General features: G+C 36.9%; 6 protein-coding genes. 2 read left to right on the forward strand and 4 right to left on the reverse strand.

The annotated features are described in order from the left end of the window. Nucleotides 1–451 precede the first annotated feature (451 nt). From IPJ53_14240 to IPJ53_14255, 4 genes are all read right to left on the reverse strand, one after another. Nucleotides 452–4,378, reverse strand: a complete 3,927-nt coding sequence (locus tag IPJ53_14240) for a T9SS type A sorting domain-containing protein (GenBank protein ID MBK7800257.1) — start codon at nucleotides 4,376–4,378, stop codon at nucleotides 452–454. Nucleotides 4,379–5,077: 699 nt separating this feature from the next. After that, on the reverse strand, nucleotides 5,078–6,307 hold the full coding sequence (locus IPJ53_14245; protein ID MBK7800258.1) for a hypothetical protein: 1,230 nt from the start codon (nucleotides 6,305–6,307) through the stop codon (nucleotides 5,078–5,080). Between the two features lie 248 nt (nucleotides 6,308–6,555). After that, entirely contained in the window at nucleotides 6,556–6,840 is a 285-nt protein-coding gene (locus IPJ53_14250) for a hypothetical protein (GenBank protein ID MBK7800259.1), read from the reverse strand. A gap of 245 nt (nucleotides 6,841–7,085) precedes the next feature. Then, nucleotides 7,086–7,316, reverse strand: coding sequence for a hypothetical protein (locus IPJ53_14255; protein ID MBK7800260.1), 231 nt, complete (start codon nucleotides 7,314–7,316; stop codon nucleotides 7,086–7,088). 1,292 nt (nucleotides 7,317–8,608) lie between these two features. On the opposite strand from IPJ53_14255, the gene IPJ53_14260 reads away from it, so the two are divergent. Together IPJ53_14260 and IPJ53_14265 are read left to right on the forward strand one after the other, a co-directional pair. Further along, nucleotides 8,609–8,773, forward strand: coding sequence for a hypothetical protein (locus IPJ53_14260; protein ID MBK7800261.1), 165 nt, complete (start codon nucleotides 8,609–8,611; stop codon nucleotides 8,771–8,773). 680 nt (nucleotides 8,774–9,453) lie between these two features. Beyond that, the gene (locus IPJ53_14265) at nucleotides 9,454–12,774 is read left to right on the forward strand and encodes a VCBS repeat-containing protein (protein MBK7800262.1); all 3,321 of its coding nucleotides are present in this window, start codon (nucleotides 9,454–9,456) and stop codon (nucleotides 12,772–12,774) included. Nucleotides 12,775–13,283 lie beyond the last annotated feature (509 nt).

Consider the following 13,283-nt stretch of genomic DNA (forward strand, 5'->3'; position numbering starts at 1 on the left):
TGACGTATGGTTCACTCAAAAATGAAAACATACATTTTGGAACAGAGGTAATTTATTAGCGTCTTTAGGAAGGGACTTGAATTTGAAGGTGGGATGGGTGAATCTTCTATAATTCAATCATATTGCAAAATTATGTAATATGTAAGTAACTACATAATAATTACTTAAAAAATATTACATATTTATTTTCTATATATAAAATTGATTGGTTAGGGTATTCTCTTTGAGGCAATTAGGCTATATCGGTAAGAAACCGTGTTTAGGTAGTCCTGCATAAAGAATTATATAATTCTCGCTTATGGGCATAAAAAAAGCCCCTCATGTCGCTCTCCTTGCAGAGAGTTGATGAGAGGCCATCCCAAAAACCGATTTTACTTAGACAGGGCCTCCTCTATTTCTAGAGGAGGCACCCGCTTTGTCTTATCGTCTCATGAAGACTTTAGTCAGTTGATTACTCAACTACTAACATCCTCTTTGTTGCGGTGTGGTTTGTTGCATCCAACTGATAGTACAACAGTCCTGTAGCATTCAAATCGCCTTTGCTGATCTGGTAGCTGTTCAAGCCTTTTTGTCCTTTCAACTCGTACACTCTTACTACTTTTCCAGTAACATCGTATACGGTCAGTTTTACTGCACTTGCTTCAGGTAAACGGTATTTTACTACAGTTTCTTTAGAGAATGGATTTGGCTCGTTTTGATACAACTCAAATACTCCACCTTCCACAACTCCTTTGTCTGTGCGTACGCCCATTCTTACCTCTTTCACTTCTTCTGATGCATTGTATGCCTGTGCTTTTGTCACATCACTTGTGATCGCAAACATCTGGCTTACTTTTCCATTTCTGGTCGCTTTGAATACCAACGTAAACAATTCTGCATCTTTTCCGAAGCTTTCTCCCTTGTTAGAGTTCCAGCTGGTAGTGATGATTCCTTCGTTTAATCTGTTCGTTCCAAAGTTTGCTTCTGTTGCTTTCAACACGCCACCTTCCATTCCTTCGAAGATCAAGCTTGACTTGTCATACTTCAATGTGAACTGGTAACCGCTGATGTTGTTGAAATCGCTTGACTTGAAGCTTACTTTATAGCTTTCTCCAGCTACTACGCTCTTCTCATCAACTTCGATGTTCAACACGCCATTGGTTCTGCTTTGTGTGTTGCTTGCATTGCTTGCTCTTGCATCATTGGTAACATCTCCCATTTTAACAGCTACAAAGTCTACTACTTTGTTGTTGTCCAACATCAAAGAACTTGTTCTTGGTGCATTCCATGGGTTGTTTGCATCAGGGAATACATAACCGGCTGGTACGAATGTCCAGGATTTTACTTTGCTGAACTCACTGGTCAAACCAAGGATCAACTTACGTAATTCTGACATATCCGCTGCAGTTACACTTCCACTGTTGTTTACGTCTGCTGCTATCAATTTGTATGCGCTGTTCAATGGAGTCTGACCTAAGATATGTTTTTGAATCTTAACGATATCTTGTGTTGTGATTCCATTGTTATGCTCATCGTTTCTGTTTGGACTCACCATGTAGTTTACATTTAACTTCAGATCGCCGAAGCTGTATGGGCTTCCTACTCTCTGTGCCATCATGTTGCCATTGTTGTACAATTGCATGTCTACTGGGTTCGCTACATCGCCACCTTCTGTCTTAAGATTTCCGGTGATTTTTCCGAATGATCCTGTGTTAGGACAGATGTCTTGATTGTCTTGTACGATCACTACTGTCTTGCAGTAATCTTTGTTTCCTTCTTCGTCTTCTACCCACATTTCAACTTCGATTCTTAACTCATCGTTTTGTCCCTGAGCTACGAAATCTGCACAACATACGTTGATGAATGTTTTGGTATCGTCTCCGTCAAAGTAGAACTTCAAGTTCTCTTTTGCAGTACAGTTGTCATAACTTCCGTGATCAAGATCTTTTGCCCAGATCTCAACACAACCAGAAGCTGGCATAGGTACTGTGATTACTCCTGTCAAGCAGTATGGTGTTGGTGCTTTGCAGTCTTTGATTTCAAATAAGCTTTCGCATACTCCAACGTTTCCGCAACCATCTTCTACAAACCACTTGATTTTGTGGATACCTATTGGATAAGTTCCGCTTGCATCGAATGGATTGTGATCGTCATCTGCAAATGGATTGTGGCTGTATTCAACAGTGTCTCCAGCTGCATATTGCTTTCTGGTCAACGTTCCTACTCGGAAGTCATATCCTCCGTGTACGCCTTTTCCATCATTGAATGCGTCTATTTTGTATTCCCAGAACAACCAATCCAATGGGCTACAGTTGTCTGTTGCATCTGCTGTAAGTGAAATGTGTCCAACACAGATTCCCAATGCTGGGTCTATCACTGCCGGCTCACATGGGCCTACGTTGCATGTTACTACAGGTCTGTCCTGATCTCTTACTTTGATCACTTGTAATGCTTCCCATCTTCCAAAGTTTGGATCGATGAATGGATCGTACTGACACCAGTCAATAACTACCCATCTTCTCAATACTTTGAAACATGCATCCGGCTCTATGTTGAAGATCTCATCGAAGTATTCGATAGATAATAATGCACAGTTGTCGTCTGCATTGTTGATTACTTGTGGTCTTCCTAATTGTGGATTGTCAGGGCTGATGTCTGCGCCACATCCGTCGATCGTTACCGGTGTCTGTGTACATACGCCATTTGGCCACATTAAGTCTGTATATCTTGGATCGTTACAAGTTACATCATCCACATAGAATGGATCGCAGTCTACAAACCAGATAGTCTGGATGGCAGTTACGTTGATGTTGTTTGGTCCTTGTGTGGATACAATTCTTTGGATTACTCCTTGTCCGCACTCTCTAAGGTCATTTACGGTGATGGTTGGGTTGCTTCCGCAGCCACTTAACACATATCCGTCAAATCCCCATACTAACTCATATTTTCTGTCCCAATGTGCAGTGTCGAAATACTGATAGTAGTATTCGCATGCTTGATTTGGTGCAGGTTTTGGAACTGCGTTGGTCTGTACATATCCAGGATATCCTGTATAGTCATTTCTTTCGCAGAATTTGTAACATACTAAGTCTTTTGTTACTACTTTCTTCCTATCTCCCAAGTTTGTAACTACTCGTCCGAAGGTAGCATCGTTAGGATCTGTAAGTTTGGTAATGTCAAACCAGAACCAGCAGCTTACTACGATATTTGGTGGAGCTACTACTGTAGGTACACTCTTATTCTGTACTTCCACCTCAATCATACAATCGCTGAATCTTCCGTTCAACACACTGCTTGTGCTGGTCATTCTGATTGGTGCAACCGGACCTGCGCCTGGATCTACATCAAATACCCTTAACACAACCATTACTTTGGTTCCTACATCTGCACAGCAGAAATAAGTACAATCGTCAAAGTAAACTTGATTTCCAGCTAAGATGCTGTTGTCATCTCCGTTTACTCCGCTACATGCTACTACGTTGTTAGAGTTGCTACCGTTGTTGGTTCCCAACAACTCAGCCATTCTGATCACTTTGAAGTAGATGTGTGGTTGACAGTTGTCAAATGATCCTTCGTCAAATGATTCTGCACATACTTTTGCAAGATTTGATCCAGGAGTTTGATTTCCGTTGATGCTCACTGTAGTTATTGAACGACAGATAGCTTGTGGCGGAACTCGGTCAACTACGTTCAACACTACTCTTTTCTTAGTAATGTTTCCGCAGCAATCGATTGCATTGATGTAACCGATTTGGATTCCTTCAGGCATGTTTACTACTACATAACCAGTAGTCTCATCGCCAAGAACTGTTCCTTGCTCAACTTCAACAGTGTAATGTACTTCATTTGAACAGTTGTCTATAATCCAGGCTGGTGGAACTTCCCAACGGCCTACACATGCATAAGATTCCATGTTTACTCTTGCAGAATCCGGATAAAGAACCTGTGGTCCTTCTACATCTGTAACTTTGATGATCTGGTTATGTCCACCTAAAACGCTGGTACACCAGTCCATAACAGTCCACTGTCTCAACACTTTGTAACATCCTACAGGACCTGCATCGCAGCCTGGAGTTGCAAGGTTGAAAACGATGTCTTTGTAAGTAACACTCAAGTTAAAGCACTCAGCTCCACCTGGTTTTCCTGTTCCAACCCACATGATGTGGCGGTTAGGTCCCCAGCACAATGGATTTGTTTGTGACCACTGTCTGTGTGATGGATAGTATACAGGATCAGGATTTGGATGTCCAAACCATGGGCTGTTTACATCATCGATACAGTTCCATCCCAATACTCTTGGTAATCTTCTGTTTGGATATTGGTCAGGTTGGTTAGGATTAGCTCTCCAGAATGCAGAGTCCAAAATATATCCATCCACGCACTCAGGGAAATCTGCCATGTGTGGGGTAACATTTTGTTTCTGTCTATCTTCTCATCGCAAGCCAACATTGGTTGGTCTAAGTTATCATAATTTGGTGGAACGGTAACATCAAACAAATCACCCAAACCTATCGTAATAGTTTGTACACAAGTCGCTCTGTTTCCGGAACCATCCACAGCAGTCCAGGTTCTCAAGATTCTTCTTGAATAACCAAGCGCACAATTTCCTTGTGTGCTGTTGTCTCTGTAAGAAAGACTTGCACCACCACAATTTTCAACTACTGAAGGAACTCCTGTATTAGCAGGGATCGGATCAATCGCACAAGAGAAAGTTGCATCGGCTGGACAAGTAAGTCTTGGAGCAATTTTATCTTCAACAGTAGCATGTCCCCAGCAGCTGTTGCCGGTTGCAGGGTCACGTACAGTAAGTTTTAATTCTTTACCAATATCTGTTCCGTTAATTTGAACACCGGCTAGATTTGGATTACGGTCGATTAAACCACCACCTGTCCAGTATCTCACTTCCACAATGTAGTTATCATAACATGAATATGGACCTCCTTCGAGTACCATGTCAGCATTGATGGTAGCAGAACAATTCTCGTCCAAACTTATTTGAATCTCATCGTTACAAGCTAAAGCTCTTGTTGGATTTGCATATGCATTTACACATACATCAAATTCACAAGTAGCTACGTTTCCAGCTGCATCGGTTGCTCTATAGCATATTCTTGTACATCCTATAGGAAAAAAAGCATCCGGGACCATATGGCGCACCACACGTTTGTACAAGTGGTACCCTTGTAGAGGTTGACAAATTGTATCCTATAACTCCAATCCAGTTAGCTCCTCCAAATCCAAATGAACTGTTGATGAAAGGAGCAGCGAACTGTCCACCGGTATAAGTAGCACCATCTATTGGTGTATTGATATTTGCATCACCCATCGCTGTACCTCCACAACCTGAAAATAAGGATGCATTGGTACCTCCGGTACCCGCAGCATGAATGTAAATACCTCTTCTCTCACCAGTACCCATCGTTAAGCAACCTACAACAGTTGTCTCAGTTTGGATAGGCGCGCATCTCTTAATGGTATCTGAACGAGTGCCGGTCAAGAGATCGAAACTGTCAATGGTATTGGTAAACTGTCCACCAAATCGAGGAGTTCTGGTAGCGCACTGAGTCCAGGCACCAGGAGTGGCCTGTACAGGTACGTGACTACCTGGAGCAGTTGTATAATAGATTGTGTGGGGAACGTTAGCAAAAGCCCGTTCTCCCAGTAACTGAAGATTTAATGGCCCTCCAGAAGTGTTGATCAAGTCAAACATCACACCCCAACTATTTGCTCCTCCTGTAATTGACCAGTAAGATGCAGGTGGTAAACAAACAGTAGCTGTACTTCTGTTCCCAAAATAAGCACCGGCAGGACAATTGTCCATCGCCATAAATGCAGGTGCGTCCCAAGAAACCTCACATTCTCCAGGACCCGCATTCAAAGTAACACGATTTCCTTTAGGACATGCTGGCACTAGAGTTGGTGCCTCTAAATCTCTAACAGTCACCTGTTGAGGACCCCCAATTACAAATCGACAGTCATTGGCTACTATCCAATATAAATTGTACACTCCCGCTGCTGGAAACAATATTCCAGGGGATGTACATGCGCTGCCCGTTGTATTTGGATCACAAACACTAGCAGCTGTTATTGGCGTAGTTGAATATCTAACGGCAGATGTACATGTAGGATCTACACTAAGACATGCTACCGGTGACGGCACACAAGTCCCTGGCGCAAAAGATACTGTCACCGCTGCTGGTATTACCGGCAATACAGGATTAGCTGCCATTACCACTGACCAGCTCAACATAGGACCACTATCCCCACCCGCTTGATCATAAAATATTAACTCTAACACATCATTTGGCACCACTGCCAACGAGGCCACAGTTGATAAGGTTGCTGTTGGTGATGTTCCACATATAAAACCACCAGCCCCTTGAGGTCTAAATGTATTAGAAAAAGGAGCAGCTCCCGCTGTTATAGGTGAACAAGCTGCATTATCACAAAATTTGGTATTGGTAAAATTGTCATTACTTCCACCGTTAGCGAAACTTAGTCCCAGTACTTGTCCAGTCCGCCTGTTTCTAATATAGATTAGAAGGTCACTATCCCAAGTATGGTTGAAATTAAGATTTACACTGGATACCTGGTATCCACTACAGTTCCCAAATGATGCAGGCGCAGTGGCTGTAAATACAGTTCCCCAGTCCAGGCAACTCCCGGAGAACCTCCTCCGTTAAAATTGGTTTGGGGTACAACCCCGCATCCTCCAGTTCCTGAGTAAGGAATTGTGCTGTTTCCACCGTTGTTGATTGTGCTTCCGGGAATCGTTACTACAGGTTGTGCATACAACCCGGTAACCATCACCATCACTATCACAAACAACTGGCAAAGCCGATTGTAAAATGGTTGATTCATGAGATATGAGTTAATTGATTATAAAATTTTGAAATTAGGTTACGATTTGAGAACTTGTATCAATGATTTATATTCAGCTGTGTTTAATATTGCTTCAATACTGGAATTCATATCAATAGAATTCCCATTTCTTACAACTAAATTGCCAAATGTATCAAAGTCTAAACTACTCAAGAATACACTGTAAGTATTCATGTTTTGGTCCGGACGATTTATCAAAGCATCCAATGTACGCTGATAGATCTTCACCGTAGACCAAAGAGCAGATCCTTTTCCTTGCTGTTGTGCCTCCCCTGCACCTTAGCAAATTCTGTCGTCAAATCCTGTATCGCCTGCGGTACAGGCTTTAGGTTTGGAATATTATAAGTCTGGGCAACAACTTGGTCTTTTCCTACCAGTCCTGCAACAAACATAAAAATAGCCACCATGGCCAGCCTTGAAATGAACCCTTTAAGAGAAAATTTCGTTTTTTTCATGAGATTTAGTTTTGGTTTATTAATATAAAATTTTAAAAAATCCTAATAAATAGTGCTAATTATTTAATAAGCACACAAATAACACTATTCCACTGTCTTCATTAGCATTAATGAGGATAGTAAAACGACAAAACCCTTCAAAACTTTGAAAGATGATGATAAAACAAACAGTAAAAATGACCGATTTCTTAAGGATTTTGCTTCGCCTTTTAAAATCAAGCCAGAAGTCTAAACTAGGTAAACATTCAACCCTAATTTTAACAAACCAAAGGTACAAAGATTTATAGTTTAAGTATATAAAATTTTAAAATATTTAATAATATAATTTATATTCAATTGATATTCTTTAATTTATATTGATTAAGCAAGTATTATAGCTCTACATGGATGAAATATAGACAATAAAAATTCTTGATTAAAGTTAACAGTAAAATAAGTTAAAAAATTAATAAATTCAGCTATTTAAAGTTTACTAGATATTGAAAATGAACCGAAAATTTGGTATGGAGCAAAGTTTTGAGACTGTTTGGAAGACATTGAAACACAATTAATATGCTATTAAAGTAGATGTTCTCCTTTCAGAATCATCGAAAATAACTATAATTGGCGCAAACACCAGAATAAGAATGCAGAGAACAGCATCCTTGGAGAGGAAAAGTTGCAATGATTCAGAACACTCAGTTATAAAATATATAAACTAAGCCGGCCCCATTCACGAGCAGAGTAGCCAAAAAAAATGTTTCTATTTGTGCTAAATTGCGATTAGAGTAGAAAGAGAAGTTACCAAACCTAGCTGAAATTTAAATAAAAAGTGTTACGGATTATTTGTAATTAAATGTTGTAAAAAAAAAATCGCAACTATAAATAAAGATAGAATTTTCAAGAGTAAACCTCGAATGGAGTATGCAATAACTTAAACATATAAAACTGGATTTGATTCAGCCTCATTTGAGTTTGGTACAATATTATATTAATCAAATACTTGATTAAGAGGTGAATAAACTAACTGGACATCGGTATCCCCATGACGAAAATATCTACAGCCGTTATGGTTATAATCCAAGGAGTGTTCGTTCAGGTTAGAATAAGAAGCCGTCAAGGTCCACCGTGTAGTCAACAATGAGGCGAGAGCACTTAAGAGCCTTGAAAGTTATCAAATGATGAGGTATTAGAGTCTTGAAAATTCACTGCAGGCTGAACTAAAGGATTTGAACACTAGTGAATATGCAGGCATAGATTACTATTTATGAGAAAGTTTTGGCTTAAGCAAATCTAATGCAAGCAGCCATTTTGTGGAGGCTACAAAAGAAAATTTTGAAGAATTTGAAAACAGGAGATTAAAGGATCATAAAATCATGGCCATTATATTAGATGGCAAATACTTGTACGGAGAACAAATGATAATAGCGTTGGTAATTACAGAAAATGGGGATAAAATAAAACTTGGCATCAAGTAGACAAGCACTCAAAATAGCTTGGCTATTGTACAGTTTTTAAAGGGCTTAATTGTTCGGGGCTAGGTTTTGATTCTGGGATATTATTTATAATTAAAGGAAGTAAGAGCATTATAAGGCTATTCTGAATGTATTCGGAGAAAAAGCAATAATCCAAAGATGTGCCTGTCAGAAACGAAAAAACACATTGGCTTCCCTGGAAAAACATGATAAACATTGGGAAAAATCAGAAAAGAAAAAGGCATTACAACAACCAAATTATAAATTGGTAAAAGAAGCAATACTGTTATTAATAGGAAAGCTTGAACGTATAAATCGACAATCAGCCAATTCCTTTTAAGAAGAACTGGGATAATTGTGAACAATACTAAAAAAAGAATTCAATAGTGAATTTAAAGTATCTTTCAGCGCAACAAATTGCATTGAAAACATTAACTCACAAATTCAAAAGTATTTTGGAAGAGTCAAGTACTGGTCGAGTTCCTAGCATAAGGTATAGATGTTTAAGTCCCGCACTGCTGGATATAGAAACTAAAATGTTAAAGTAGACAATTTTAAACAGCTTTATAAATTGAAAGAAAAAATTGCAATATTTGCATCCGATTCAAAAAACTTAAAATTTTCAGCTTATAATGGGGCATGATCCTTAGAAATAGCAAAAGATCATTTAAATTAAAATATAGATGAAAAATATAATATATATAATTATTAATCTGCTGATGATAGTTTTACTCTCATGTTGCGATTCTAAAAAGTCAAAAAATAATTCCTTAACTGAAACAACAGGGTTCAAATTACTGAGTCCGAATATAACTAATATAAATTTTAAAAACACACTAACAGAAACAGACTCCTTCAATTATTTCATATACGAAGGTATGTATAATGGAGCAGGTGTTGGACTTTTAGACGTGAATAATGATGGCTTGTTAGATATGATATTGATTTCAAATCAAGAAACAGATAAACTCTATTTAAATAAGGGGGGGTTTAAATTTGAAGATATTACTAAATCATCGGGTATTAAAAAGTCAAACGAGTGGGAGTCAGGTGTTACAATAGCAGATATTAATGCTGATGGGTGGGACGATATTTATATTTCATGTAATTTGTCTGATAATTCTGCTTTCAGAAGAAATAAACTATATATTAATAATAAAAACAATACCTTCACTGAAAGTGCTAAATTATTTGGAATTGATGATATTGGTTATTCAATACACGCCAATTTTTTTGATTATGATCTTGACGGGGATTTGGATCTATTTGTAGTAAACCAACCACCCAATAATTATGAGTTAAAAAATAAATTGCAACACAAAATAGAACTGAAATATTCCAGCAAGTTTTATGAAAATATTAATAATAAAAATTTTATTGATAAAAGTAAGGAAACTAATCTGCAAAATAGTTCATATGCGTTAAGTGCCACTATAGGCGACATTTCAAACGATGGCTGGCCTGATATTTATATTTCAAACGACTATGAAGAGCCCGACCAGCTATTTATAAATAATAAAAATAAAACTTTTACCAATATATCGAATACCTCACTACGGCATATGAGCAATTTTAGTATGGGTGTAGATATAGCGGATTTCAATAATGATGGTTGGCTTGATATATATACTGTAGATATGGTTTCTGAAGACCACTATAGGAATAAAACAAATATGGGTGCTATGAATCCAGATAAATTCTGGAATTTGGTAAGTAACGGTTATCATTTCCAATATATGTATAATTCAATGCAATTGAATCAAGGAAATGGTTTATTTAGCGAAATAGCTCATATGTTAGGAATTGCTCAAACCGATTGGTCCTTTGCCGCATTATTTGCAGATTTTGATAATGATGGTAATAAAGATATATTCATTACCAATGGAATGCTTCGAGATGTAAGAAATAAAGATATTGAAATTAAAAAGAAGGAAATATTTGAAAAAATGGCAAAAGAGAATATTCATAAATTAGCACAATCTTCTCTTACAAAATTCTTAGACATATTGCCATCCGAACCAATAAGAAACTATCTATACAAAAACACTGGAAACCTTGGTTTTCAAAATGTGACAACTAAGTGGAATTTAAATGAAAAATCATTTTCTCAGGGCGCTGCATACGGAGATTTGGATAACGATGGAGACTTAGACCTTGTAGTTAACAATTTAAATCAACCGGCTTTTGTATATGAAAATCTCAATCAAGGAAATTATATTAACATTAAACTATTAGGTAGCAATTTCAACACTAAAAGCATTGGCGCTCGAGCCGTTTTATATTCTAACAATAAGTTACAAATGTGTGAAATGACAAATGTTAGAGGGTATATGTCAACTTCAGAATTAAGCATACATTTTGGATTAGGAGCATCAAATAAAGTAGATTCATTATTAATTCGATGGCCTTCTGGTAAATCAATGAAAATTTATAATCCAAAAATAAACCAAAATTTATTATTTAAAGAAGCTGATGCAAAAGATTTTTTTGAATCCCAATTTAACCAAACAATTAAAAAGGTTTTATCGGTTGAAATAACATCTGAATTATTGCAAGGAATTCAACATAAAGAGAATATGTTTGATGACTATGCAAGAGAAATATTGCTGCCTTATAAAATGTCTACATTAGGTCCATGCTTAGATATTGGAGATGTAAACAATGACCAATTAACTGATTTTTATCTTGGTGGGTCATCTAATTTAGATGGTCAATTATTCTTGCAAAATGAGTTTGGCGGTTTTATAAAATCAGAATTTGGACCAAAGAAGTTGTATAAGGAATGCGAGGAAGTTGACGCTCTATTTTTTGACATGGATGATGATAAAGATCTTGATTTATTTGTTGCCTCTGGTGGAAATGAAAATTCTCTTAAATCCAATGGTATGAAACAGCAAATTTATAAAAACAATGGCACCGGCAAATTTAGTGAAGCATCAATTCAACTTCCTACACTTAACGCTAGTCTAGGTATCGTAAAAAATGGAGATTTCGATAATGATGGCGACGAAGATTTGTTTTTAGGGGGACGCCAAATCCCAGGAAAGTATGGGATTTCTTGCCCGTCATTTATCCTAAAAAATGACAAAGGAATCTTCAAGAATGCTACAAAAGATATTTGCCCTATAATGACAAAGGATTTTGGTAATGTTACAGATGCTTGTTGGTTGGATATTGATAATGACAGTGATTTGGATTTGTTAATTGTGGGTGAGTGGATGCCTTTAAGGGTTTTTATAAATGACTCCTACAAATTAGTTGAGAAGACAAAAGATTTTGGGATCGAAAATTCAAGGGGTTGGTGGAATACAATAGCTTTTGCAGATTTTGACAATGACGGGGATTTTGATCTTGTAGCCGGGAATGCTGGATTGAATACTAAGTTTAAAACTTCAATTCAGAATCCTTTTAAAGTATATTTGGGTGATTTCGATAAGAATAGTTCACATGATATCTACTTAAGTGCTTATGACATAGATGGAAATTATTATCCAGTTCGAGGTAAACAATGTAGTTCTGAGCAAATGCCATTTATAAATAATAAATATAAAACATATGCTGAATTTGCCAGATCAAACATTGAAAATATCCTAGATGGAAAAATGGAAAATGCAGTTATTAAAGAAGTAGATGAATTTAGATCTGTTTGCTTTGAAAACAAAGGAGGAAGATTTGAAATTACATCATTACCTATCGAATCACAAATTTCTCCAATTCACTCTTTTATTATAATTGATATCAATTCTGATAAGCTATATGACATAATATACTGTGGAAATTATTATAATCGAGAAGTAGAAACTACACGAAGTGATGCAGGAATTGGTGGAGTTCTCCTTAATAAAGGAAATATGAATTTTGTACATATGCCATTTAACTTAACTGGATTAAAGTTATTTCGAGATGCCAGAGAAATGAGAGTATTAACAGTCAAGGAAAAAATCATTTTATTAACTGCCAACAATAATGAAATTTTACAAGCAAATCAATTGTTTCTTCGCTAAGATCCTATTTTTACTAAAATAAATTTCTGAGTGAAGAAAATAGAAGTAATTCAATTTCAAAAAAAATACTTTTCTTATTTTGGCAATGTACTGATTTTTAGTTGGTGGTTTTTTTAAAAAATTGAATTAACCCAGAATTGTCATTAGGTCTATTTTTTAACGACGGTCATTAGAAAATGGCCTACATAATAATAAGAAAACCAACAATTTGAATTTGATTCTAATTTTTCAAAACGACTTACTTTTAAATATTAAAATGTTTCTGAAAGAAATGGATTTTAAGATTGAATAGTATCCGTTCATCTAACAGCCATCTGTCACTATAGTTTATAGCTTCGTGCAAAAATAAGTATGCCAAAAGAAAGTTTTGAGAAATTGCAAGAAGGCTACAGGAATAGTAATCTGAGCTTAAAAAGTTACTTAACAGGAAAGCATTTGTCTGTGTCTCAATATTTTAATGGAAGAAAAAGCATTACCGTAGGCCAAGAGAATTGTCAGGTCAATTTGTG

The organism is Candidatus Vicinibacter affinis, assembly GCA_016714365.1.
In the GTDB taxonomy this organism is placed as follows: Bacteria; Bacteroidota; Bacteroidia; order Chitinophagales; family Saprospiraceae; genus Vicinibacter; species Vicinibacter affinis.